General features: G+C 64.0%; 17 protein-coding genes and 1 pseudogene. 9 read left to right on the top strand and 9 right to left on the bottom strand.

Going from position 1 to position 24,792, the window contains the following annotated elements; translation table 11 throughout:
* Positions 1-94: 94 nt before the first annotated feature.
* The gene (locus AOA14_RS04335) at positions 95-829 is read right to left on the bottom strand and encodes an SDR family oxidoreductase (protein WP_062900915.1); all 735 of its coding nucleotides are present in this window, start codon (positions 827-829) and stop codon (positions 95-97) included.
* A gap of 128 nt (positions 830-957) precedes the next feature.
* Here AOA14_RS04335 and AOA14_RS04330 point away from each other — a divergent pair, with 128 nt between their 5' ends.
* The 3 genes from AOA14_RS04330 to AOA14_RS19155 all read left to right on the top strand — a co-directional run bounded on the left by AOA14_RS04330 (position 958) and on the right by AOA14_RS19155 (position 3,216).
* Positions 958-1,269 (top strand): ArsR/SmtB family transcription factor, encoded by a 312-nt coding sequence (locus AOA14_RS04330; RefSeq protein ID WP_062900914.1) that lies wholly within the window; start codon positions 958-960, stop codon positions 1,267-1,269.
* 229 nt (positions 1,270-1,498) lie between these two features.
* A complete protein-coding gene (locus tag AOA14_RS04325) occupies positions 1,499-1,717 on the top strand; it encodes a hypothetical protein (RefSeq protein ID WP_062900913.1) in 219 nt (72 codons plus the stop codon).
* Positions 1,718-2,214: 497 nt separating this feature from the next.
* Positions 2,215-3,216, top strand: a complete 1,002-nt coding sequence (locus AOA14_RS19155) for a GSU2403 family nucleotidyltransferase fold protein (protein ID WP_202988377.1) — start codon at positions 2,215-2,217, stop codon at positions 3,214-3,216.
* Here the strand turns inward: AOA14_RS19155 and AOA14_RS04315 are convergent.
* The 3 genes from AOA14_RS04315 to AOA14_RS04305 form a co-directional block, all read right to left on the bottom strand.
* A complete protein-coding gene (locus AOA14_RS04315; RefSeq protein ID WP_062900911.1) occupies positions 3,101-4,732 on the bottom strand; it encodes a DUF1254 domain-containing protein in 1,632 nt (543 codons plus the stop codon). The genes AOA14_RS19155 and AOA14_RS04315 overlap by 116 nt on opposite strands.
* Before the next feature lie 585 nt (positions 4,733-5,317).
* Positions 5,318-6,811: an MFS transporter gene (locus tag AOA14_RS04310; protein ID WP_062900910.1), complete on the bottom strand. Its 1,494-nt coding sequence runs from the start codon at positions 6,809-6,811 to the stop codon at positions 5,318-5,320.
* A gap of 102 nt (positions 6,812-6,913) precedes the next feature.
* The gene (locus AOA14_RS04305) at positions 6,914-7,948 is read right to left on the bottom strand and encodes a LacI family DNA-binding transcriptional regulator (protein ID WP_062900909.1); all 1,035 of its coding nucleotides are present in this window, start codon (positions 7,946-7,948) and stop codon (positions 6,914-6,916) included.
* Between the two features lie 307 nt (positions 7,949-8,255).
* On the opposite strand from AOA14_RS04305, the gene AOA14_RS04300 reads away from it, so the two are divergent.
* The 6 genes from AOA14_RS04300 to AOA14_RS04275 all read left to right on the top strand — a co-directional run bounded on the left by AOA14_RS04300 (position 8,256) and on the right by AOA14_RS04275 (position 19,527).
* On the top strand, positions 8,256-11,081 hold the full coding sequence (locus AOA14_RS04300; RefSeq protein ID WP_062900908.1) for a TonB-dependent receptor: 2,826 nt from the start codon (positions 8,256-8,258) through the stop codon (positions 11,079-11,081).
* 74 nt (positions 11,082-11,155) lie between these two features.
* The gene (locus AOA14_RS04295) at positions 11,156-12,661 is read left to right on the top strand and encodes a tryptophan halogenase family protein (RefSeq protein WP_062900907.1); all 1,506 of its coding nucleotides are present in this window, start codon (positions 11,156-11,158) and stop codon (positions 12,659-12,661) included.
* Between the two features lie 26 nt (positions 12,662-12,687).
* Positions 12,688-14,466 (top strand): alpha-amylase family glycosyl hydrolase, encoded by a 1,779-nt coding sequence (locus AOA14_RS04290; protein ID WP_202988466.1) that lies wholly within the window; start codon positions 12,688-12,690, stop codon positions 14,464-14,466.
* Between the two features lie 15 nt (positions 14,467-14,481).
* Positions 14,482-16,122 (top strand): alpha-amylase family glycosyl hydrolase, encoded by a 1,641-nt coding sequence (locus AOA14_RS04285; protein WP_062900906.1) that lies wholly within the window; start codon positions 14,482-14,484, stop codon positions 16,120-16,122.
* A complete protein-coding gene (locus AOA14_RS04280; protein WP_062900905.1) occupies positions 16,122-18,164 on the top strand; it encodes a glycoside hydrolase family 97 protein in 2,043 nt (680 codons plus the stop codon). Before AOA14_RS04285 ends, AOA14_RS04280 begins: the two co-directional genes overlap by 1 nt.
* 82 nt (positions 18,165-18,246) lie before the next feature.
* On the top strand, positions 18,247-19,527 hold the full coding sequence (locus AOA14_RS04275) for a sugar MFS transporter (protein ID WP_062900904.1): 1,281 nt from the start codon (positions 18,247-18,249) through the stop codon (positions 19,525-19,527).
* A gap of 49 nt (positions 19,528-19,576) precedes the next feature.
* On the opposite strand, the gene AOA14_RS04270 is transcribed toward AOA14_RS04275, so the two are convergent.
* From AOA14_RS04270 to kdpF, 5 genes and pseudogenes are all read right to left on the bottom strand, one after another.
* Positions 19,577-20,269 carry a response regulator gene (locus AOA14_RS04270; RefSeq protein ID WP_062900903.1) on the bottom strand — a complete coding sequence of 231 codons (693 nt, stop codon included), beginning with the start codon at positions 20,267-20,269 and terminating at the stop codon, positions 19,577-19,579.
* Positions 20,270-20,278: 9 nt separating this feature from the next.
* Positions 20,279-20,866, bottom strand: a complete 588-nt coding sequence (gene kdpC / locus AOA14_RS04265) for a potassium-transporting ATPase subunit KdpC (protein ID WP_062900902.1) — start codon at positions 20,864-20,866, stop codon at positions 20,279-20,281.
* 10 nt (positions 20,867-20,876) lie between these two features.
* Positions 20,877-22,907, bottom strand: coding sequence for a potassium-transporting ATPase subunit KdpB (gene kdpB, locus AOA14_RS04260; protein ID WP_062900901.1), 2,031 nt, complete (start codon positions 22,905-22,907; stop codon positions 20,877-20,879).
* Between the two features lie 12 nt (positions 22,908-22,919).
* A pseudogene (gene kdpA, locus AOA14_RS04255) lies at positions 22,920-24,624 on the bottom strand (potassium-transporting ATPase subunit KdpA).
* A gap of 14 nt (positions 24,625-24,638) precedes the next feature.
* The gene (gene kdpF, locus AOA14_RS04250) at positions 24,639-24,728 is read right to left on the bottom strand and encodes a K(+)-transporting ATPase subunit F (RefSeq protein WP_040590286.1); all 90 of its coding nucleotides are present in this window, start codon (positions 24,726-24,728) and stop codon (positions 24,639-24,641) included.
* Positions 24,729-24,792: the final 64 nt, after the last annotated feature.

Raw genomic sequence — 24,792 nt, 5'->3', positions numbered from 1 at the left:
GGACCGGATGGAGGCGGACCGGCAATGGTTCGCGGCCGCGTGCGGTAAAGCTAGGCGACGACCCCTCCGCCGGGCGGAGGGGCCGCTCCCGCGACTAGGCCGACGCACCGCCATCGATGTTCAGCGTTGTTCCGGTGATGTAGGTCGCATCTGGGCCGGCCAGAAACGACACCGCGCCGGCGATCTCCTCGACCCGGCCGTAGCGACCGAGCGGAATGGAACCGATCATCTGCTTCGCGAACTCGCCGTCAGCGGGGTTCATATCGGTGTCGATGGGGCCCGGCTGCACGGTGTTGACGAGGATATTGCGCGAGGCGAGATCCTTTGCCCAGCCGCGCGCCAGCGCCGCCACTGCCGCTTTGGTCGCGCTGTAGATCGCGGTCGCGGGGAACGCCATCTCGCCCGAGATGCTGCCGATGAGGATGATCCGCCCCCCGTCGCGCAGGTGCGGCAGCGCCGCGCGCGTGCCGACGTGCAGGCCCTTCACATTGACCCCGAATTGACGGTCATAGCTCTCGTCAGTGTCATCGGCGATGGTAGAGAATTCGGCGACGCCGGCATTGTGGACAAGGATATCGATCCCGCCTAGCGCGGCCGCTGCTTGTTCGACGCCCGCCCGCTGCGGCTCGGGCTGGGAGGCATCGGCCTGAACGGCAAAGGCGGTGCCGCCCGCGCGCTCGATCGCCGCTACTGTCTCGTCGGCCGCCGCCTTGTTTCCCGAATAGGTGATCGCGACCGCCGCGCCATCGGCCGCGAGGCGCCTGGCGATCGCCGAACCGATACCGCGCGATCCGCCGGTGACGAGCGCTTTTTTGCCCAGAAGTGACATGTGAATTCTCCAATTTTGCCCGCGATCACGGCGTCGTGCGCTGCCGGCAAGGCACAAGATGGATCGCCAATTCTATAGTTCAATATTCCCGAACTATTAAAATTGCGTCGCGGGCCTATATTGCATCTATGCCCCGCTTCACCCATCCCAGGCTGGAAGACGTGCCGCTCGAGCTGGCGCTCCATGCGCTCGCCGATCCCAACCGTCTGGCCATGGTCGCGCGCCTGGCCGGCACCGAGCAGCTGAGCTGCACCAACGCAGCGCCGTGCGACTCGATTCCCAAGAGCACGCTGTCAAACCACCTCAAGTTGCTGCGCGCCGCAGGACTGATTGAGACGACGCAGGTCGGCCGCGAGATGATCAACAGGCTGCGCCGCAAAGAATTCGAGCAACGCTTTCCCGGCCTTTTGGATGCAATCCTCGCCAACCGCCCCGCCTAGCGCAAAGCAAGGCGCCGGTGATCGTCGTCGGACGCTGTCGGACCGCTCGCTCGGGGTTGCCAGTCTCACTTGTACGTTCGCTTCATGCGCGAGACGGAAGCGACCATTCAGCGGCTGGCCAGCATCGAAATTCTCCCGTAAAGCTTGGCATGCTGATTTATGGTGAACCCTTGGTCGACAGAGCCGCTCTCGGCGCGAGGCCGGCATCTGGATTTCGCACGATCCGGCGGTGACCGTTGCGAAAGTCGAGCGGGATGAGCGAGTCGTGAAAAAAAAGAATTCCGAGATCACCGTCCATAATCATGTCCGCGGTGAACAGATGGTCGACTGGATGTCAACGCCTTGGGGTAACTTGGAAATCTCCCGACTGCGGCCCTTCTGCATCCGCCTGCAAGCCGAACATGGCCGCATTATGCTCTGCGACCAGCACCGTGCCCCCATTTCCTGAATTAAGCTCCATCCATATCGGCCCGCGTGGGCTGGTTACGTCGGCCCTGACAGCAAGAGCCGTGCCCTACTTTCTCCCCCTGGATTGCTGTCGACTATTATTCGCCCGTGTTGCGTCGGAGATGCCGCGCTCGACGCCCGAGAGATTCACGACGCTCGTCTCACCCGTTTCGCCGAGCGCTCTTTGCCGGACGAACGCCGCGAGATCCGCGCCCGGGACGGTGGTGCGTTTGCACGCGCCGTTGACGAAACTGCCATATTGCCGGAGCGCACCGAACGCGAGTGAGTGCGTCCTTCGCGGAGCTGCCGGTGCCTAGTCGGTATCAAGGCCCGCTGCACCTGCGCGGCTATCTTTCGCGCGCTGCTTGTCCTGCGATACGGGGGGTATTATGCAGGACAAATGGCGAGTTCACACTTTGGATACGTCATTTAAACAGTTGAAAATAGGACAGTTATCCTGCGATTGACACAATCCAAAAATTGCAGGATAATTTTGCGATGGCAATTAGGATCTTCTCCGACGAGCAAGCGCGCGCACTAGTCAATTTGCGTCAAAAGTACGAGGTCTGGGTCGAAGCCGAACGCGGGCTCGCGAAGCTCCCCTATAATCTTGCGCGCAAGGAGGTGGCAGGGCGCGCCTATCTGTACCAGTTGCTCGACCGCCGGGGCAATGCGAAGAGCCTTGGTCCCTGGTCCGATGAGCAGGCCGCGCGCCTTGACGCTTATAAATATGAGAAGGAGACGCTGAAGGCGCGCAGCGCGACAAGCCGGACTGCGCTTGGCGAGAGCGCCGCGATCGCCCGCGCGGTGCGGGTGCCAATGATCGCCAACGAGGCCGGGCCGATTTTGCGCGAGGCCGACCGGCGCGGTCTTCTCGGCGGCGCCCTGCTCGTCGTCGGCACCAATGCGGTCGCCGCCTATGCGCTCGAGGCCGGTGGCTTCATTCCCGAACTTCCGGACGAGACCGCTGATTTCGATCTTGCGTGGGCCGAGACCGATCCACAGCACAATGCGCAGGTCGTCTGGGACCTGTTGAAAGCGGTCGACCCGACCTTCACGGTCAATACCGAGCGCAGCTTTCAGGCGCGCAACGCCAAAGCCTATGAGGTGGAAATATTGGCAGCGCCCTCGCGAGCGAGAACCATGGCGCGGATCGACAGGCCGCAACCCATACCACTTCCCGAACAGGAATGGCTGCTTGAGGGACGACCCGTCGACCAGGTTCTTATCTGCCGCGACGGTAGCCCCGCGCGCATTGTCGCTCCCGATCCGCGCTGGTTCGCGCTTCAGAAGCTGTGGATGTCGAGACAGGCGAAGCGCAACCCGCTGAAGCGCGGCAAGGACCGCAAACAGGGGTTGCTCCTTCTCGATGCCATCGCCGAGGCTATGCTGCATTATCCCCTCGATGACCGGTTCGAGGCTGGCCTGCCCGCAGAGCTCGCGCCCCATTATTGCGAATGGGCCGATCAACGTTCGAAGGGCGAGGCGCCGCGATGGTAGGATTGCGGCGGGCATATTCGGTCCGCGTGATCGAAACGCTTGCTTCCAGTGCGGCGTTGATGAGAAAGTGACCATGGCCGAAGCATTGAGCAGAACGATGCGCCTCGCGCATCGCGTCAGGAACCGGCGCTGGTTTGGCGACGACCTGTTCCAGCGGCGGAACGCGCCAATTGCGTTCGATGAGTTCGGCTCGCGGCATATAGGCGCGCAGCGCGAGGCGCATCGTTCCGCCAGGGGCGGGCAGCCAGTTGGCAGCCATTGCGCCTTCGGGTCGATCGCGTTGGATCAAGATGACGATACTGCCGTCGGCTTCGCGTACCAGCCCTGGTGTCCGGTCCCCGATCGAATAGCGAGCGAGGGGATTTTCGACGAGATAATAGCGCCCGTCCGCCTGCGCATCATACATGGTCAGCGACCAGAAGGCGTCGGCCGGAACGCCGCCGGGCGGCAAGCGCCAGCGGTAGTTGTTGGCGCCGTTCAGCCGCTCGCCGCTGGCATCGAAGTTCGCATGGAAATACATCGCCTCCTGCTCGCCCAGCGCGGCGATGCCTCCGAGCGCGATCATCGCGCGCAGATGGTCGTTGGTGCCGAAATCGCCGACGCCCCGCGGCTGATAGCTCCAGCCGTTGACGACCAGGTCACGGAACAGAAAGCCCTGCCGCAGGTCAGCGATACCCGATGGCAGATAGGCTGCCCAAGCGGCGAGGAGGGCGGGCGAGGGCGGCGGCGCTTCGGCGCCGATGCCGAGCGCCGCGAAGCGTTCGGCGCGCACCAGCTGTCCCGCGCCGCCTTTCGACCGTTTGAGCATTTCATTGACCACCGCGAGGAAATTGGCGGCATCGCTCGCTTCGCGTTCCGCGCGCACGTTGAAGCCCCGCGCCGGCGGCCGGTCGGCGGCAACAGTCGCGCTGATCTGTTGCTGCAACGCTTCCGCGGCAGGAAGGTCGTCCGGTCCATCGACGAGAATGCGCGCGAGCATCCAGGCATCGTTGGTGGTCGATTGCACAAGCCGAACGCCATCGGGCACCTTGCCATTCCAATCGGGGCTGACGACCCAGACCCGCCCGCCTTCGCCGCCCGTCGTACGCGTTTCCAGATAGGCGAAATTGTCGGTGAACGCGTCCATGAACGCGACCGAGAAATAGCGATCGCGCATCGTCGGGATCGACGCCTCGACCGGCCCACCCGAAAGCTCGAGAAACAGGGAGGAATAAATGGTGTCGTTGTTGGGGGCGGTGACGTTGCGCGAGCGATAATCGGAGAGCTGCGAGCGCTGCTTGATGCGGTTGAGCGTTCCCGGGCCGCCGACGGATTCGGTTAGCGTCTGTTCCATCCGCGCAAATTCGAACAAAGGAAAGGCATAGTTGAAGGCTGCTTGCATGGCGGCATCGCCGGTTCCGGGCTGCGTCATCGCGCGAACGGCAGGCGAGAAAGCCGCGGCGGCGACCGCCAGCGTCGCGGCAAGGCGCAGCAAATGCCGCCGCGCCATCGGCTGGCGATAGGTCTGGATCGTCATCTCTCTCTCCTCAATTCGCGGCGCTGCCGGCTCAGCCGGCTCTTCTTTCGTGCCGGTTCCAAGGGTTCGCGCAGCGTCCGGCGCAGGATCTTGCCCGCTGCATTGCGCGGAATGCTGTCAACTCATCCTGCCGCAGGAGATGAACGCTTCATCGATTTTACGCGCGGCGTGCCAAAAGAGCTCGCACAAGCTCACTCAAACTCCGGGCTAAAGGCGGGTATTCTTTAAGAGGCTTACCTGAAAACGATTTCTTATCAATGCTTTGTGAATTCCCAGTTGGGCCTGCCGCCCCAGCCAGCCGGTGCTGTGCCTCAGCCAAGGGACGGAAAACCCCAGTTTTCTCCCTAAGCTGATCAAGGCCGACCCTCGCAGTTGCATCTGAAATCGGGCAGTTCGTCGGCAGCCCGGCTTGTCCGGAAGTCGCCGCGGGGCAGTTCGAGAAACATAGAGGACAACGGCCGCATCGTTGCACGGATACGCTAGTGCAGAGGCTGTCCACGTCATCACGTAACGACCACCACCTGCCTTCCCAAAAAGCCTGATGAGGGCCGGAACATTCGGCCGCGACCCGCAGCAGGGCGGCGGTTATTGGGTGATCGATGCCGTGTCGACACGCGCCATGGCGGCGAGCGCCATCATCAGGGCGAGCGCCGCAAAGGCCATCGTATAGATTGGCTCGCCAGGAAAAAGCGCTTGCATGATCGACCCCATGACTGTGGCGACCAGAAGCTGCGGGATGACGACGAATATGTTGAAGAGACCCATGTAGATGCCGAGCTTTGCCTGTGGCAGGCTCGACGCAAGGATCGCATAGGGCATGGCAAGGACCGAGGCCCAGAAGATACCGATGAAAATTTCGCTGAAGATCAGCTGCGTCGGATCTCGCAGCAAAAAGAAACTCGCAAAACCGATCGCGCCGCAGGCCAGCCCCACCATGTGCGTCCGCGCCTGTCCCAGATGGCGCGACAACCACGGCAGCAGCGTCAGAGCGGCAACGGCCGCGACACCGTTATAGATCGCGAACAGCTCGCCTACCCAGTTGCCCGCCGCCTGATAAACCGCACTGGCCGCGTCGGTCGTGCCGAAATGATATTGGGCGACGATCGGCGTGGTATTGATCCACATGATGAACAGCGCAGACCAGCTGAAGAACTGTACCGCCGCGAGCCGCTTCATGAGCGGCGGCATTCCTGCAAAGTCGCCGACGATGCTTGACAGCATGTTCTTTTCATAGCCGCGGCGCGCGAGCGCGATGGCAATCATGCTGGCCAGGCCATAACCGATCAACAGCGTGCCGAGCAGCAGCACCTCGCGCAGCAGCGCAAATTCGAGCTGAATCAGGATGACTGCCAGCCCGGCGGCAATCCAGCCAACGTTGCCGATGTGGCTGCGCGACGCCAGCGCGGGCCCGGTCGGAGCATCGTCTGCATTCGCGGGTTCGAACACAGCCATCTGCGCAGGGGTATATTCGCTGGTCGAAACGACGGTCCACAACACAGCGAGGAACAGGGCCAGTCCGCCAAACCAGAAAGCATAGCGAACCGTATCGGGAATCTGCCCCGGTGGCGCGACATTGGCGACGCCTGCCGCCTCCATCAGCGCCGGGAACAACGAGCCGACGACCGCACCGGCACCGATGAAGGCGGTCTGCACCGCATAACCGATGCTGTGCTGATCCTTGCGCAGCATATCGCCGACGAACGCCCGGAAGGGCTCCATCGAAATGTTGAGCGATGCGTCGAGAACCCACAGCATCATTGCCGCAAACCAGATGGACGGGCTTTCGGGCATGAGGAACAGCGCGATCGTCGCGAGCAGGGCGCCGGCAAGGAAATAGGGGCGCCGCCGACCAAGGCGGCCGAGCCAGGTACGGTCGCTCATGTGGCCGATGATCGGCTGGACGAGCAACCCGGTCAGCGGTGCCGCGACCCACAGTCCGGGCAATTTCTCGATATCCTCGCCCAACGATTGGAAAATGCGACTCATGTTCGCATTTTGCAGCGCGAAACCAATCTGGATGCCGAAAAAGCCGAAACTGACGTTCCACATGCCGGCGAAACCCTGCCGCGGCTTTTCCATCATCTCTCTCCCATGGCCGCTGACGGCTGTTGTCGGCAAGACGTGTTGCAGCGGGTGGCGTGCGGGGCAAGCGCGCGGCAACCACGTATACGAATACGTTGACTAAACTGCTGTGCTTTGTCGCCTGATCAACCGGGCGGGCAACATGCGTTGCTCGACCGGTCGCCCGTCGATGCTGGCGAGAAGAGCATCGACAAGGAGCGTCCCTGCGCCCTTCATGTCCTGCATGACCGTCGTGAGCGTCGGTGAAGTCAGGCCAGCGGCGGGAATGTCGTCGAAGCCGATGATCGCGACATCCTGCGGGAGTTTCAGCCCTGCTTCGGAGAGTGCGCGCATTGCGCCGATCGCGATCAGGTCGCTTGCCGCGAAGATCGCGTCGAATCGCTTTCTGCCAGCGAGCAACGACTGCGCCGCGGCATAGCCCGATGCCTCCGAGGATATCGCGTCGCGTTGAAGCGCGGCATCTGGCACGATGTCGGCGGCACGAAGCGCACGGCACAGACCGGTGTAGCGGTCCTGGAATTCGGGCGCATGGTCCGACGCATCGCCGAGGAAGGCGATCGCCCGGCGGCCTATTTCCACCAAGTGTGCTCCCGCCTGTTCGCCCGCGCCGACATTGTCCGACCCGACCGTCAACCCGATCCCATCGCTCGACACCGAGCCCCAGCGAACGAAATTAGTGCCCATCTCGACCAGATGCTCGAGCTTGCTGAGATATAGCTGATAGTCGCCATAGCCGAGCAGGATGATCCCGTCCGACCGGTGGCTGTCCTGATAGGCGACGTGCCAGTCGTTGTGCATCTGCTGAAAACTGATGAGCAAGTCATATCCGCGCAGCGCACATTCGCGGGTGATGGATCCCAGCATCGACAGGAAGAAGGGGTTGATCATCGATTCGTCAGGCGTCGGATCTTCAAAGAAGAGCAGCGCGAGCGTGTGGGTGCGTTGCGAGCGCAGGCTCGACGCATTCTTGTCGACCATGTAATTCAGTTCGCGTGCGATGCGTTCGATATTGGCCCGGGTCGCAGCGCTGACCGATTTGCTGCCGCGCAGTGCGCGCGAGACCGTCGGCTGCGAGACGCCGGCAAGATAGGCGATGTCGAAACTCGTCGGCTTGACGGAGGGTGGTCGGCCCATGCTGTTCTCCCGGTCGCGGCGCCCTTATCGTTGGTCGCTCAGCGCGTACAAAGTAACCGGCGACCGCGGTCCTGCCAAGATTTTGCAAGTCCCATCGCGCTTCGAACAGCCGCTGTGGCATTTGGGCGACACGTCGGGAATGCGCATATTATGCGTATACGTATACCCTATGGCCCTCGCAGCCGATTGGCCTCAATTGCGAGGGCGAAAGATGGGATCATCCCACGCATCGGAGAGGATGGTCGCGGCTGGCAGCCGCTTCCCCTGATGCTGGGCGCGCGAACCCGTCGAAGCCAGGGGAGCATAGATGACAAACAACAAAAGCCTTCGCCGCGGCGGCAGTGCCCTCGCACTTGGCCTCGCCTCGATTGTCTTCGCGCCGGGCGTCGCCTTGGCACAGGATGCCGGCGCTTCGTCTGCGGACGATTCGAGCGGCGAGGGCGAGATCGTGGTCACCGGCTTCAGCGCCAGCCTGCAAAGCGCCGTCAATGCCAAGAAGAACCGCGACCAGGTGGTCGAATCGATTTCGGCCGAGGATATCGGCAAGCTGCCCGACGCCTCGATCGCCGAATCGATCGCTCGTTTGCCGGGCCTGACATCGCAGCGCGTATCGGGGCGCTCGAACGCGATCTCGATCCGCGGTTTCGCTCCCGACTTCTCGACCACGCTGCTCAACGGCCGCGAACAGACCTCGACCGGCGACAACCGCGCGGTCGAATATGACCAGTATCCGAGCGAAGTCATCAATCAGGTGCTCGTCTACAAGACCCCGATGGCGTCGATCGTCGGGCAGGGGCTTTCGGGTACCGTCGACCTGCGCACGATCCGTCCGCTCGACTATGGCAAGCGCGTCATCTCGGTCGGCGGGCGCGGCAGCTGGGCCGAAATCGGCAAGCTGAACGCCGGGTCGAAGAAATATGGCTACCGCGTCAACGGGGTGTACGTCGACCAGTTCGCGAACGACACGCTGGGGATCGCATTGTCGGCGAGCTATGTCGACGAACCCTATCAGATCCAGGAATTCAACGCTTGGGGCTATGCCGGCGACGGTACCGCGGCGAACCCGGTCGTCATCGGCGGGTCGAAAAGCTACGCGACCTCGACCCAGCTGACGCGGCTTGGCCTGCAGGGCACGGTGCAGTGGCGGCCGAGCCCCAATTTCACCTCGACGATCGATGCCTTCTATTCGGACTTCAAGGACGACCAGATCAAGCGCGGCATCGAGCTGCCCCTCGCCTTCGGCGGCGCCGGGGTCAATGTCACCGACGTCGACAGCAGCGGCCAATATGTCTTCGCGCGGTCGGGCACCTTCACCAATGTCGAGGGGGTCGTGCGCAACGACGTCTTCGAACGGCAGGCAAAGCTCTACAGCTTCGGCTGGAACAACCGCTGGGAAGGCGACAACGGCTGGAACGTCACCGCCGATATCAGCCTGTCGAAGACCGACCGCAACGAACTGATCCTCGAAAGCAATGCCGGCACCGGGCGCGGCGCGGGCGTCGGCGCGACCGATACGATCGGCTTCAGCAGCGACCGCAACGGCACCGTGTTCAGCCCCGGCCTGAACTATGGCGACTATGATCTGATCCAGCTCACCAGCCCGCTCGGCTGGGGCGGCGACCAGACCGGTGTCGACGGTACGCGCATCCGCGGCGGCCAGGACGGCTATTACAACAACCGCATCATCAAGGACGAACTCTGGCAATATCGCGTCGAAGTCGAACGCGAGCTCGACGGCTTCCTGAAATCGGTGCAGTTCGGCGTGAACTATACCGATCGCAGCAAGAGCCTGGTTCCCGACGAAGCCTTTGTCGGTCTCGTCGCCAACACCGACGGCCTGACCAGCGTGCCGATCCCCGAACAATATCGCCTCGGCACGACCAACCTGTCCTACCTCGGGCTGGGCCCCGTCGTCAGCTACGACCCGCGCGACCTGCTCGCGGCCGGCATCTACCAGCTGGTCGCCAATCCCTATGGCGACGTCGTGGTCAAATCCTACGACGTGTCCGAAAAGTTGATGACCACCTATCTCCAGGCCAACATCGACCAGGAAATGGGTTCGTCGGTGCTGACCGGGAATGTCGGCGTGCAGGCGATTTTCACCGACCAGAACTCGAACGGTGCGAGCGCCGCCTATATCGGCCAGAATGCGAACGGTTCGCCGAACATCCAGGGCATCCCGCAGCGTGCGAGCACCGACTATGTCGATGTGCTGCCCAGCCTGAACCTGTCGCTGCGCACCGCCAGCGATTTCGTGGTCCGCTTCAGCCTGGCGCGCGAGATCATCCGTCCGCGCCTCGACGACATGCGCGCGTCGCTGAAATATGGCACGACGATCGGCGACGTCGGCAACGGCGTCTGCCCCGTCGGCCGCCAGTGCGCCGTCGTCCGCGGCGACGCGGGCAACCCGGACCTGCGTCCGTGGCGCGCCAATGCCGCCGACCTGACGTTCGAGAAATATTTCGGGTCGAAGGGTTATCTGGCGGTGCAGCTCTTCTACAAGGATCTGAAGAGCTATATCTACAATCAGGACGTCGCTTTCGATTTCACCGGCTATCCGATCCAGGATCCGGGCCTCGACGTGAACGGCAATCCGATCATCGTGAACTATCTGGGCACCGCGAACGTCCCGATCAACGGCAAGGGCGGCAAGCTTTACGGCGTCGAACTGGCGGGTACCTTGCCCCTTGGTGAGCTGGTATCGGCGCTCGACGGTTTCGGCGTGACGGGCGGTGCGTCCTATACGAAGACCAAGATCCAGCCGACGCCGGGTGCGCCGGCCCAGGATATTCCCGGCTATTCGAAATGGGTCGCCAACGGCACAGCGTATTTCGAGAAATGGGGCTTCAACGCTCGCGTCAGCGCGCGCTACCGGTCGAGCTTCATCGGCGAGCTGTCGGGCTTCGGCGGCAATCGTGTCCGTCGCCGCGCCCGCGCCGAGACGATCGTCGATGCCCAAATCGGCTATGACTTCCAGCCGGGCAGCGCGCTCGAGGGGCTGTCGCTCTTCATTCAGGGCCAGAATCTGACGAACGAGCCCTTCGTCACCGACGATCCGCGCGATAGCCGGGCGGTGATCGACTATCAGGTCTATGGCAGCCGCTACCTCGCGGGCGCTTCGTTCAAATTCTGAACCCTCCCTGACGGGGGCGGCCGGGTCGCGCCGCCCCCGTCCTCTTGTTGCGCTACAGGGCAGAGGCTGATCTTATGTCCCCCATGCGGCTAGTTATCATCGGCGGAGGCACGGCAGGCTGGATGGCGGCCGCCTGCTTGCGCCGCTTTTTGCCGGCGGGCTGGTCGGTGTCGCTCGTCGAATCGGACGCGATCGGCGCCGTCGGCGTCGGCGAGGCGACGATCCCGCAGATCCGTCTGTTCAACGACGCACTCGGCATCGACGAGGATGAGTTTCTTGCCGCGACGCAGGGCACGATCAAGCTCGGCATCGAATTCAACGGCTGGACGCGGCCCGGTCATCGCTACATGCACGCCTTCGGCGCGGTCGGGCGCGGGCTCGGCCTGCTTGAGTTCCATCACTATTGGTTGCGCGCGCGGGCGGCCGGGGTGGCCGAAACGCTCGACCATTATTCTCTCAACGAGCGGGCCGCGTACGCGCGGCGAATGCAGCGCGGCGCGCCGCGCACATCGCCGCATCTGCTCGAGATGCCCTATGCATTCCATTTCGACGCCGCGCTCTACGCTGCCTTTCTGCGCCGCCGCGCTGAAGTGAGCGGTGTCGAGCGGATCGAGGGGAAAGTTGTCGATGTCCGTCTGAATGGCGAGACCGGCGATGTCACCGGCGTCGCGTGCGATGACGGGCGGTCTGTCGAGGGCGATTTCTTCATCGACTGTTCGGGTTTCCGGGGCTTGCTGATCGAGGACGCGCTCGAAACCGGATATGAGGACTGGTCGCACTGGCTTCTCAACAATCGCGCGGTGGCGGTGCCGTGCGCGCACGGCGCCACGCCGCAGCTGCCGTGGACCGGCGCGACGACGCGCGACGCGGGTTGGCAGTGGCGTATCCCGCTGCAGCACCGGATCGGCAATGGTTATGTCTATTCTTCGGACCATGTAACGGACGACGAGGCCGTCGCGACCCTGCTTGCCAATCTCGACGGACCCGCGCAGGCGGAACCGAACCGGCTGCGCTTCGTCAGCGGCAAGCGGCGCCGGATGTGGAACCGCAATGTCGTCGCGCTTGGCCTGGCCAGCGGCTTCATGGAGCCGCTCGAATCGACGAGCATCCATCTGGTGCAGGCCGGCATATCGCGGCTGCTCAAGATGTTGCCATCGGGCGCTGCCGACCCCGCCGTCGCCGCCGAGTTCAACCGGCAGAGCGACTTCGAGTGGGAGCGTATCCGCGACTTCATCATCCTGCATTTCAAGGCGACCGAACGCCGCGACACGGCCTATTGGCGCGACCGGGCAGAGATGCCGGTTCCCGACACGCTCGCGGCGAAGATCGAGCTGTTCCGCGCGCAGGGGCTCATCTTCCGCGAGCATGAGGAGCTGTTCACCGAATCGGGCTGGCTGCAAGTGCTGGTGGGGCAGGGGATTGCGCCGCGCGCGTGGCATCCGCTCGCCGATGGGATCGGCGCCGACGACCTCGCGCGCTATATGGCCGGCGTCGCGGCGATGGTCGAAGCGGAGGTCGCGCAAATGGCGAGCTATGACGATTTCCTTGCGGCGACCTCGCGCGCGGCGGTGGCGGCGTGATCCGCGGGCTCGCCGCGCTTGCGCTGATGTTGGCGCCGCTTCCGGTGCTGGCGCAGGCCGGCCTCGCCGACGTCCGCGCGCGTCCCGCGACCGAAGAAGTGATCTATTTCGTCCTGCCCGACCGGTTCGAGAATGGCGACCCGCGCAACGATCGCGGCGGACTGACGGGCGACCGGCTCGCAACCGGTTACGATCCGTCGGCCAAGGGCTTCTATCACGGTGGCGATCTTGCCGGGCTGACGAAGCGGCTCGACTATATCCAGGGGATGGGCGCGACCGCGATCTGGTTCGCCCCCATCTTCAAGAACAAGCCGGTGCAGGGACCCAAGGGCGACGAAAGCGCTGGTTATCACGGCTATTGGGTGACCGATTTCACGCGCGTCGATCCGCACTTCGGGACCAATGACGAATTCCGGGCCTTCGTCGACGCGGCGCACGCGCGCGGGATGAAGGTCTATATGGACATCATCACCAACCACACCGCCGACGTCATTCGCTACACCGAAGGCGACGGGACGGGGTATCGCTATCGCAGCCTTGCCGATTATCCCTTTTCACGGCGCGGCGGTGCCGGCGGCGCGGCGATCAATCGGGGTTTCGTCGGCGACGGTGATCGCTCGCCCGAAAACTGGGCAAAGCTGACCGATCCATCGTTCGCCTATACGCCCGTCGTGCCGCAGGGCGAGGAAAAGGCCAAGGTGCCGGCGTGGCTGAACGACCCGATCTATTATCATAATCGCGGCAACAGCGACTGGGTTGGCGAGTCTGCGCTCTATGGCGATTTTGCAGGGCTAGACGATCTCGCGACCGAGGATCCGAAGGTCGTGCAGGGCTTCATCGACATCTATGGCCGCTGGATCGACGCGTTCGGGATCGACGGATTCCGCATCGACACCGCGAAGCATGTGAACCCCGAATTCTGGCAGGCCTTCGTGCCCGCGATGCTGGCGCGGGCGAAAGCGCGGGGGATTCCGAATTTCCACATCTTCGGGGAAGTCTATAACGACGCGGTCGACCCCGGATCGCTGGCGCGCCACACGCGCGTCGCCGGATTGCCAGCGGTGCTCGACTTCAGCTTTGCGCGCGCGGTGATCGATGCGGTCGGCGGAACAACCGGAACCGCCGTGTTCGAACGGCTGTTCGATGGCGATGTGCTGTACAAGGGCGGGCCGGCCGCGGCGCTGCAACTCCCGACCTTCCTCGGCAACCACGACATGGGCCGCTTCGCGATGTTCGTGAAGCAGGCAAACCCCGGTGCGAGCGCCGACGACCTGCTGAAGCGCGTGATGCTGGGCCATGCCATGCTGCTGACGCTGCGCGGTGTCCCGACGATCTATTTTGGCGACGAGCAGGGCTTCGTGTCCGACGGGGGCGACCAGCTCGCGCGCGAGGACATGTTCGCCTCGACGGTCGACGTCTATAACGACAACGATCTGATCGGCACCGATGCGACCACGGCGTCGGCCAATTTCGACCCGGCGCATCCGCTCTACCGCGAGATCGCGGCGCTTTCGGCTATCCGCCGCAAGACGCCCGCGCTGCTGCACGGGACGACGAAGCTGCGCGCCATTTCGGAAAAGCCGGGCTTGCTCGCGGTCTCGCGGTTCGATCCCGACTCCGGCCGCGAAGTGCTACTGGCGTTCAATACGTCTGCAACGCCCGTCTCGGCCAATATTGCCATCGACATGAAAAGCGCGGCCTTTACGTCGCTCCTTGGCGACTGCCCGGCGCACGCCGCCGCACCGGGCAGCCTGTCCCTCACTCTCCCCGCCTTCGGCACCGCCATATGCCAGGCCAACGAATAAGCGGAAAAACGACGCGTGACGACGAACCATAGCCTTGCCAAACAACCGCACGCCGTCGCCGACGCCGACCTGCCGTGGTGGAAGGGCGCGGCGATCTACCAGATTTATCCGCGCAGCTTTGCCGATTCAAACGGCGACGGGATCGGCGATCTGGCCGGCATCACCGCGCGGCTCGATTATGTTGCCTCGCTGGGTGTCGATGCAATCTGGCTGTCGCCCTTCTATCCCTCGCCAATGGACGATTTCGGATACGACATTGCCGATTATTACGGCGTCGATCCGATCTTCGGGACGCTCGACGATTTCGACGCGCTCGTCGCGCGCGCGCACGCGCTGGGTCTGAAGGTGACGACCGACCTTGTCTTTGCACACACGTCGGATCGGCACGACTGGTTCGCGACCAGCCGCGCGAGCAGGGATAATGCGATGGCCGACTGGTATGTCTGGGCCGATGCGAAGCCCGACGGCTCGCCGCCGACTAATTGGCAGTCGGTGTTCGGCGGTCCGGCATGGACGTGGGACGCGCGGCGCGGCCAATATTATATGCACAATTTCCTGGGGACCCAGCCGCAGCTCAACGTCCACAACCGCGCGGTGCAGGATGCGTTGCTGAACGTGGTCCGCTTCTGGCTCGACCGCGGCGTCAACGGGTTCCGCATCGACGCGATCAATTTTGCGATGCACGATCCCGAATTGCGCGACAATCCGCCGGCGCCGCCGTCGAACAAGGTCCGCACCCGGCCGTTCGATTTTCAGCTGAAAATCTACAACCAGTCGCATCCCGACATCCCGCTGTTCCTCGAACGCATTCGCGCGCTGACCGACGAATATGGCGGCAGCTTCACCGTCGCCGAGGTTGGCGGCGACGATGCGGTGCGCGAGATGAAGCTGTTCACCGCGGGCGACCGGCGCCTGAACAGCGCCTATGGTTTCGACTTCCTCTACGCCGACCGGCTGACGCCGAAGCTCGTTCGCGAAGCTGCCGAGCAATGGCCCGACGCGCCGGGTATCGGCTGGCCGAGCTGGGCCTTTGAAAACCACGACGCGCCGCGCGCGGTGTCGCGCTGGACGCCCGCCGGCGTCGATGCCGCCGCCTATTCGCGCATGAAGATGGCGCTGCTGTGTGCGCTGCGCGGCAACATCATCATCTATAATGGCGAGGAACTGGGGCTCGATCAGGTCGATATCCCGTTCGAGATGGTCAAGGATCCCGAAGCGCTGAAGAACTGGCCGCTGACCCTGTCGCGCGACGGCGCGCGGACGCCGTTGCCGTGGGCGGGGGATGCGGCGCATGCCGGATTTTCGTCCGCCAGTCCGTGGCTGCCGCTGGGTGACGCGCACGCCGGCCTCGCGGTGGACCGGCAGGATAGCGACCCCGCGTCGCTGCTCAACCTGACGCGGCGGCTCGTCGCGCTGCGGGCAGCGCATCCCGCGCTCCGTCACGGCCGCGACGGCGGCTGGGTGGCCGAAGGCGACCTGCTGGTCTTCGACCGCGTGACCGGAGGCGAAACGATCCGCTGCCTCTTCAACCTCGGCGGGGAGTCCATTGACATTGCCGCGCAGCATCGCGGCGGAACGCCGATCGTGGCGATCAATGGGGCCGACGCCGACACCTTGCCGCCTTGCGGTGCCCTCTGGATCCGGATCGAACATTGATGTCCATGCTTCGCCTTGCCCCGCTCGCGCTTCTCGCCGCGTCACCCGCCGTCGCGCAGGAGGCGCCCGCGTCGGTCACCGCAACCTCGCCCGACGGTAGCCTGGTGCTGACCGTCGCGACCGACAACGATCAGCGGCCGACCTGGTCGCTGTCGCGCAAGGGGCAATTGCTGTTCGCGCCGTCGAAGCTCGGCTTCCTGCTCACCGACGGGATCGGCCTCCAGCGCGGCTTCGCGATCGATGGCATCGAGCGCGCGAGCGCTGACAGCCGCTGGGAACAGCCTTGGGGCGAACGCCGCTTCGTGCGCGACCACCACAACGAACTGCTCGTTCGCCTGCGCCAGAACGAAAGCTGGGGCGGCCATGCGATGAACGTCCGCTTCCGCCTGTTCGACGACGGCATCGGCTTTCGCTACGAGCTCCCCGAGCAGGCGGGGCTCAAGACCGCGAAGATTGCCGAGGAAATCACCGAGTTCGACCTGGTGCCCAAGGGCAAGGCGTGGTGGATCACCGCCGGCGAGTGGAACCGGTACGAGCAAATCTATCAAAAGACGCCGGTCGATGCCGTCGCCACCGCGCACACCCCGATGACCGTGCGGCTCGACGACGGGACGCATCTGTCGTTCCACGAGGCAGCGCTCGTCGACTATTCGGGGATGTGGCTGAAGCGCGCCGAAGGGCAGAAATTCCGCGCCACGCTGGCACCCTCGTCGAAGGGGCCGCGCGTCGTGCGCGACCTGCCGTTCGCGACGCCATGGCGCACGATCCGCATTGCGGACAGCGCGGCGGGGCTGGTCGAAAGCGACCTCGAGCTCAATCTCAACGAACCGAACAAGCTGGGCGATGTCAGCTGGTTCAAGCCGATGAAATATGTCGGCATCTGGTGGGGCATGATCCGCGGCGATTGGACCTGGGCCGAGGGGCCGAAGCATGGCGCGACAACCGAGCGCACGAAAGCGACGATCGATTTCGCAGCCAAGCACGGCTTCGGCGGCGTGCTGGTCGAGGGCTGGAACAAGGGCTGGAACGGCAACTGGTTCGGCCACGGCGACGAGTTCAGCTTTACCGAGGCGACTCCCGATTTCGACCTGAAGGCGGTTACCGACTATGCCCGCGCTAAGCATGTCCAGCTGATCGGACACCATGAAACCGGCGGGAATATCAAGGTTTACGAGGCGCAGCTCGACGATGCGATGAAGCTGTACGGCCGGCTCGGCGTCGGGACGGTCAAGACCGGCTATGTCGCCGACGCGGGCGGCATCATCGCGCCGGGCGACACCGCCGACAGCGTTGCGATGGAGTGGCACGACGGCCAGCGCCAAGTGCAGCATCATCTGAAGGTCGTCCAGACCGCCGCCAAATATCATGTGGCGGTCGATCCGCACGAGCCGGTGAAGGACACCGGTCTTCGCCGCACCTATCCCAACTGGGTCGCACGCGAAGGCGCCCGGGGCATGGAATATAATGCCTGGGGCGCCTTCGCAAACGGCCCCGATCACGAACCGACGCTCGTCTATACGCGGATGCTGTCGGGGCCGATGGACTTCACGCCAGGGGTCCTCAGTCTCGAGGGTGCGAACCATGCGCCGCTGGCTTCGACGCTGGCGAAGCAGCTCGGCCTCTATCTCGCCATCTATTCGCCGATCCAGATGGCGGCCGATTTCCCCGAAACGCTGGAGAAGTTTCCGCGCGAGCTCGATTTCATCTCGACAGTGCCGGCCGACTGGTCGGAAAGCCACCTGATCGCGGGCGAGGTCGGGGATTATGCTATTTTCGCGCGCAAGGACCGCAACAGTGCTGACTGGTATGTTGGCGGCGTCAACGATGCGACGGCGCGGACGTTGACGCTGCGCTTCGACTTTCTGGAACCGGGCAGAACCTACGTCGCGACGATTTATAAGGACGGCGACGGCGCCACTTATCTGACCGAAGCGCGGCACAGCATCGCATACGACAGGATCAAGGTGAAAAAGGGTGATAGCTATACCCTGTGGCTCGCGCCCGGCGGCGGCGCCGCCATGCGCCTTGCCGCGGGTAAATGATACGCGTCCTGATTATGGCCGACCCTACGGATCGCGATAACGACATCACCTATCGTCGATAGGACTATTTTGGAGAAGCAGGATGGCCCATACGCCCGCCCCGACCAGCGCCGGGGATGCAGGAACGGAAGCTTATGTCGACGCACCGGAGCTGCGGCTGTTCGTGATGGGGCTGTTCTTCATCTTCGGGGGGATCACGTCTCTGAACGACGTGATCATTCCGAAGCTGAAGGAGCTATTCACTCTCAACTACACGCAGGCAATGCTCGTACAGTTCTGCTTCTTCACCGCCTATTTGCTCATCGGGATACCGGGGGCGAAGCTTGTCAAGAAGATCGGCTATATGCGCGGTGCGGTCGCGGGCCTGCTTACGATGATGGTAGGCTGTCTCCTGTTCATTCCGGCATCGCAGAATGCGACCTATGGCCTGTTCCTGCTTGCGCTATTTGTCCTCGCGAGCGGGGTGGTTATCGTGCAGGTCGTTGCCAATCCGCTGATCTCGCTGCTTGGTAAGCCTGAGACAGCGCACAGCCGCCTGACCTTCGCACAGGCGTTCAACTCGCTGGGTACCACGCTGTTCCCGGTCGCAGGGTCGACGCTTATCCTCGGCGGTCTGGCAAAAGTGAGCGCCGATCAGCTATCGGGCGCCGAGCTCGACGCCTATCGCACTTCCGAAAGCCTCGCGATTGTGCATGGCTATCTCGGCATTGCGGTCGCGCTTGCGGTCGTGGCGGCGACCGTGTGGATGTTCCGCAAGCGCCTGAAGGGCGAGCGGCATGAGGCGAGTGCCGCGTTTGCGGGTTTTGACCTGCTAAGGCGTCCGCGTTTCGGCTTCGGCGCTCTCTGCATCTTCCTATATGTTGGCGCTGAAGTGTCGATCGGGTCGTTGATCGTCAGCTACCTGATGCAGGGGCACGTCCTGGCCCTGCAGGAACAGGCGGCGGGCAAGCTCATCGGACTCTATTGGGGCGGCGCGATGGCTGGGCGTTTCATCGGATCGGCAGTGATGCGCGTCATCAGTCCGGGCAAGCTGCTCGCCTGGGTCGCGGTCGGCGCGATCGCGCTGATCCTTGTCTCCACCAGCACGACCGGTGCTCTGTCGGGCTACAGCCTGCTTGCCATAGGCCTGATGAACGCGATCATGTTCCCGACGATCTTCAGCCTCGCGTCCGAAAAGCTCGGTCCCCGCGCTGCCGACGGGTCAGGGATCATCAATATCGCGATCTTTGGAGGTGCCGTGGTCCCGCTCGCGACCGGTGCAATCGCGGACCTCACCGGGCATCTTGGGCTCGCGCTGCTCCTTCCCGCCGCTTGCTATGCCGTCATCGCTGCCTTCGGCCACTATGCTCGGCGGCCGGCATGACGGCATCGCATTTGCCGGGGCAAAAGCTGACTGTCCGAAATCGGCCAAACTAGGTCCGCAGCCGGTACCCCACGGCCAGTTCGTTGACGATCCGCTTCGGTTGCGACGGATCTTCTTCCAGTTTCTGGCGCAGTCCGCGGACGACGATCCGCAGATATTCCACGCGATCGGCCTGGGCCGGACCCCACACCGAGGTCAGCAATTGGGTGTGGCTCAGGACGCGGTCGGGACGGCGCGCAAGTTCGGCCAGGACGCCATATTCCTTCGGGGTCAGATGAACCTCCTCGGCGCCGCGAAAGACGCGGCGGTGCGCAAGGTCTATTCGCAGCGCGCCCGCCTCGACAACGGTGGGTTCCTCGCCGGACGCGAACGCGCGCTGGTGGCGCAGCGCCGTGCGGATCCGGGCGAGCAATTCCTCGGTATCGAAGGGCTTGGTGACATAGTCGTCGGCGCCCAGATCCAGCGCCGTCACCTTCTCGACACTGTTTTCGCGCGCCGATACGACGATCAGCGTGGCGTTCGAGCGCAGCCGCAGCGGCTCGATCAATTCCAGCCCGTCACGATCGGGCAGGCCGAGATCGAGCAGCACGACATCGGGCCGCTCGATGTCGAACAGGGCCATCGCCTGCCTGGCGCTGTCAGCTTCGATCACCTGATGACCGGCGCGCTGCAGCGTGGCCTGCAGCAGCCGCCGGATATGGGCATCGTCCTCGATGATCAGGATTTTTGCCGGTGGCACCATCCGGCCAGCCTATTTCGTCGGGAAGCGCGCGTCGAGTGCCCGATTGAGCATCAGCACGTTGACGCGCCTGTCGCCAAGGATCCCTGCCAACGGGTGTTCGACAGATGCCTCGACCAGTGCTCGGAGGCTGGCGTCGTCGATGCCGCGCGCTTTCGCCACGCGGGCAATCTGGAAAAAAGCCGCCTCGGGGCTGATGTGGGGGTCCAGCCCCGAGGCGGAGGTCGTCACCAGGTCGGGCGGGACAGGGCGGCCCGGTGCCGTTGCAGTGAGGGCCTTGACGTCGGCGGCGACGCGATCGGCGAGCGCTTTGCTCGCCGGACCGAGGTTCGACCCCGAGGAAGCGGCGGCATCATAACCATCGGCGCCGGCGGCCGAGGGGCGCCCGTGGAAATAGGCGTCGGCCAGGAACCTCTGGCCGATCAGCTTCGATCCCACGATCTTTGAACCGTCGCGGACGAGGCTGCCATTGGCTTGCTCCGGAAAGACGAGCTGGCCCATAGCCGTCAGCGCGAGCGGATAGACCAGACCGAGGAGGAGAGCGAAAAGCGCGGTCAGCACGAGCGCGGGACGAAGGGCGGATTTGAGTTCGGAAAGCATGGAATTGTCCTTACGCAAGCTGGAGGCCGGACACGGCGAGGTCGATCAGCTTGATGCCGACGAATGGCGCCACCAGTCCGCCGAGGCCGAAGATCGATAGATTGCGCGCGAGCAACGGGCCGGCAGGCATCGGCCGGTAGCGCACGCCCTTGAGGGCAAGCGGGACGAGGCACGGAATGATCAAGGCGTTGAAGATGATCGCCGACAGCACCGCGCTTTCGGGCGTGGCAAGGCGCATGACGTTGAGAACGCCGAGCTCAGGATAGAGAAAGACGAAAATCGCCGGGATGATCGCAAAATATTTGGCGACATCGTTAGCGACCGAAAAGGTCGTCAGCGCGCCGCGCGTCATCAGCAATTGCTTGCCCAGACCCACAACCTCGATCAGCTTGGTCGGATCACTGTCGAGATCGACCATATTGCCCGCCTCGCGCGCCGCCTGCGTGCCGGTGTTCATCGCGACGCCGACATCGGCCTGCGCCAGCGCGGGGGCGTCGTTGGTGCCGTCGCCGCACATGGCAACGAGCCGTCCCTCGGCCTGCTCGCGGCGAATGAGGGCAAGCTTGTCCTCGGGCGTCGCTTCGGCCAGGAAATCGTCCACCCCGGCTTCGGCGGCGATCGCCGCGGCCGTCAGCGGGTTGTCGCCCGTAATCATAACGGTGCGGATGCCCATCTTGCGCAATTCGCCGAAGCGTTCGCGAACGCCCGCCTTCACGACGTCCTTCAGGTGGATGGCGCCGAGCAGACGCCCGTCCCTGACCACCGCGAGCGGCGTGCCGCCGGCGCGCGCAACTTCGTCCGTTATGCGGCGCAACTCCTGCGCGGCAGGCGAGGATACGGTGTCGGGGTGGGCCTTGAAGATCGAATCGACCGCGCCCTTGTGGATCGTCACCCCGGCGACCGTGACCCCCGAAAGGCGCGTTTGCGCGGTGAAGGGGATGACGTCGGACCCGGCCGGAAGCGCCGCCACGCGGATCGCATAGCGTTCGCGCGCAAGTGTCACGATCGAACGGCCCTCGGGGGTTTCGTCGGCCAGGCTGGCGAGTAGTGCGGCCTCGGCCAGAGTCTCGTCATCGACGCCCGCCAGCGCGCGGAACTCGCTGGCCTGGCGGTCGCCGATCGTGATCGTGCCGGTCTTGTCGAGCAGGAGAACATCAACATCGCCCGCGGCCTCGACGGCCCGGCCCGACTTGGCCAGCACGTTGAAGCGCACGAGGCGGTCCATTCCGGCAATCCCGATGGCGGAGAGCAGCGCCGCAATGGTCGTCGGGATCAGCGTGATGAGCAGGGCCGCGAGCAATGCGACCGGGATCGATCCGCCGGCATAGGACGCGAAGCCCGGAATGGTCGCGACGGCGATCAGGAAGATGATGGTCAGCCCGACGAGCAGGATCGTCAACGCAATCTCGTTGGGCGTCTTGCGCCGCTCGGCGCCTTCGACGAGTGCGATCATGCGGTCGAGAAAACCCTGGCCCGGCTCGGCAGTGACGCGCACCTTGACGCGGTCGGAGATGACGCGCGTGCCGGCTGTCACGGCGCTACGATCGCCGCCGGCCTCGCGGATCACAGGGGCGCTTTCGCCGGTGATCGCCGCTTCGTTGACCGATGCGACGCCTTCGATCACCTCGCCGTCGGCGGGGATGAGGTCGCCCGTTTCGACCAGCACGATCTCGCCCTTTTCGAGCTGGCTTGCGGCGACGATTTCATAAGTCTCGCCGACGCCGAGCATCAGTTTGGCGCGCAACTCGGCCTTCGTCGCGCGAAGCGAGGCCGCCTGGGCGCGCCCGCGTCCCTCGGCGAGGGCTTCGGCAAAGGTGCCGAAAAGCACGGTGAGCCAGAGCCAGGCGACGAGCTGGGTTTCGAAACCCAGCGACAGGCCGGGGTCGCCGAGCGCGAGCAGCACCGTCATGAGCAGGGCAACGCAGGCGGTGGTGAACATCACGGGGTTGCGCATCAGCTCGCGCGGATTGAGCTTCCTTATCGCATCACGCATCGCCGGAACGACCAGTGCGGGGCTGAACATCGAGGTTGGAGTCGTCATGTCGCTGATCCCTCAGAAGCGCTGGCCAGCCATCATCGAGAGATGATCGGCGACGGGACCTAGCGCGAGGCTGGGAAGGAAGGTGAGGCCGCCTATGATCAGGATGATCCCGATCAGCAGGCCGATCCACAGCCCTCCGGTGGTGGGGAAAGAGCCGCTGGTAGCGGGGGTGTGGCGCTTTGCGGCGAGGCTACCGGCGATCGCGAGCACCGGCACGATCACGAAGAACCGGCCAAGCCACATCGCGATCCCGATCATGGCATTGTAGAAGGGAGTGCCCGCGCTCAGGCCCGCAAAGGCCGAGCCATTGTTACCGGCCCCAGAGCTGAACGCGTAGAGAATCTCCGAGAAGCCGTGCGGCCCCTTGTTGAGCGGCCCGGCAAGCCCGGCGGGGAGCACGCTGGCAATGGCGGTGAAGCCGAGGATGACCAGCGGCAGGATCGCAATGGCTAGGACGGCGAGCTTGACCTCGCGCGCCTCGATCTTCTTGCCGACATATTCGGGTGTGCGCCCCACCATGAGGCCCGCGACGAACACCGCGAGGATGGCAAAAAGCAAAAAGCCATAGATGCCCGCGCCGACACCGCCGACCACAACCTCGCCGAGCTGGATGTTGAGTAGCGGGATCAGGCCGCCGATTGCGGTGAAGCTGTCGTGCATGGCATTGACGGCCCCGCAGGACGCCGCCGTGGTGACAACGGCGAAGAGCGAAGAGGCGGCGATGCCGAAGCGAACTTCCTTCCCCTCCATATTGCCGCCGCCAACGCCGAGGTAATGAAGTGCGGGGTTGCCGGCAGCCTCCTGCCAATAGGCAATGCTGGCGCCGGCGATGAAAATAAGTCCCATCGCCGCGAGGATTGCCCAACCTTGGCGCGTGTCGCCAACCGCCTTGCCGAAGCACCACGTCAACCCGGCGCCGATCAGGAAGATCGAGACCATCTGGATCAGATTGGTGAGCGCGGTCGGATTTTCGAAAGGGTGCGCGCTGTTGGCGTTGAAGAAGCCGCCGCCATTGGTCCCCAGCATCTTGATCGCTTCCTGGCTTGCGACCGGACCGAGCGCGATCGTCTGTCGCACGCCTTCGAGCGTCGTTGCGTGGACCGATCCCGCCAGCGTCTGCGGCACGCCGCTCGCGATCAGGAACAGCGCGTAGACCGTGCAGATGGGAAGCAGCAGATAGAGCGTGATGCGCGTCGTATCGGCCCAGAAATTACCGATCGTTCCCGTTTCGCGCCTTGCGAATCCGCGAAACAGCGCGAAGGCAATCGCGATACCGGTGGCGGCGGAGAGGAAGTTCTGGATCGTAAGCCCGAGCATCTGCGACAGGTTCGACAGCGTCGTCTCGCCCGAATACCATTGCCAGTTGGTGTTCGTCGTAAAGCTGACCGCCGTATTAAAAGCGCCGTCGGCGCCGACCGCGCCGAAGCCTTGCGGATTAACGGGAAGTACCCCCTGCAATCGCAGCACCGCATAGGTGAAAAGCAGCAGCGCGAGGTTGAACAGCAGCATGTGAAGCGCGTAGCGCCGCCAGCCCTGCTCTTCGGTCGGGTCGATCCCGGCCATCCGGTAGAAGCCCCGCTCGACTGGCCCCAGGATGCGATGAAGCGGGGTCGTGCGCCCTTCGTAAAGGGCAAAGAGCCAGAGGCCCATCGGTTTGGCAAGGACGGGCAAGGATCGCGACGAAGGTGAAAATGAGCATCCATCCGGACAAGGTCATGGGATTGCCTCCGGTCAGAAACGTTCGGGGCGCAGCAGCGCCACCACGAGATAGACGAACAGCGCCGCAGCGACGGCGCCAGCGAGCATCGACGAAGCGCTCATGGTCAGGCCTTGTCGCAGATGCGCGCGTAGCCGAGCGTGGCTGCGAACAGCAGCGCGGTAAGGG

It is taken from the genome of Sphingopyxis terrae subsp. terrae NBRC 15098, from assembly GCF_001610975.1.
GTDB lineage: Bacteria > Pseudomonadota > Alphaproteobacteria > Sphingomonadales > Sphingomonadaceae > Sphingopyxis > Sphingopyxis terrae_A.
Note: the sequence above shows the minus strand (reverse complement) of the source record. Positions and strands in the feature narration are given on the sequence as shown.

Bases quoted from the DNA above. Each gene is read 5' to 3' on its own strand.
- AOA14_RS04330 (WP_062900914.1), top strand. From the start codon at position 958: ATGCCCCGCTTCACCCATCCCAGGCTGGAAGACGTGCCGCTCGAGCTG.
- AOA14_RS04315 (WP_062900911.1), bottom strand. From the start codon at position 4,732: ATGACGATCCAGACCTATCGCCAGCCGATGGCGCGGCGGCATTTGCTG.
- AOA14_RS04295 (WP_062900907.1), top strand. From the start codon at position 11,156: ATGTCCCCCATGCGGCTAGTTATCATCGGCGGAGGCACGGCAGGCTGG.
- kdpB (WP_062900901.1), bottom strand. From the start codon at position 22,907: ATGACGACTCCAACCTCGATGTTCAGCCCCGCACTGGTCGTTCCGGCG.
- AOA14_RS04335 (WP_062900915.1), bottom strand. From the start codon at position 829: ATGTCACTTCTGGGCAAAAAAGCGCTCGTCACCGGCGGATCGCGCGGT.
- kdpC (WP_062900902.1), bottom strand. From the start codon at position 20,866: ATGCTTTCCGAACTCAAATCCGCCCTTCGTCCCGCGCTCGTGCTGACC.
- kdpF (WP_040590286.1), bottom strand. From the start codon at position 24,728: ATGAGCGCTTCGTCGATGCTCGCTGGCGCCGTCGCTGCGGCGCTGTTC.
- AOA14_RS04275 (WP_062900904.1), top strand. From the start codon at position 18,247: ATGGCCCATACGCCCGCCCCGACCAGCGCCGGGGATGCAGGAACGGAA.
- AOA14_RS04305 (WP_062900909.1), bottom strand. From the start codon at position 7,948: ATGGGCCGACCACCCTCCGTCAAGCCGACGAGTTTCGACATCGCCTAT.
- AOA14_RS04300 (WP_062900908.1), top strand. From the start codon at position 8,256: ATGACAAACAACAAAAGCCTTCGCCGCGGCGGCAGTGCCCTCGCACTT.
- AOA14_RS04280 (WP_062900905.1), top strand. From the start codon at position 16,122: ATGTCCATGCTTCGCCTTGCCCCGCTCGCGCTTCTCGCCGCGTCACCC.
- AOA14_RS19155 (WP_202988377.1), top strand. From the start codon at position 2,215: ATGGCAATTAGGATCTTCTCCGACGAGCAAGCGCGCGCACTAGTCAAT.
- AOA14_RS04270 (WP_062900903.1), bottom strand. From the start codon at position 20,269: ATGGTGCCACCGGCAAAAATCCTGATCATCGAGGACGATGCCCATATC.
- AOA14_RS04290 (WP_202988466.1), top strand. From the start codon at position 12,688: ATGTTGGCGCCGCTTCCGGTGCTGGCGCAGGCCGGCCTCGCCGACGTC.
- AOA14_RS04310 (WP_062900910.1), bottom strand. From the start codon at position 6,811: ATGGAAAAGCCGCGGCAGGGTTTCGCCGGCATGTGGAACGTCAGTTTC.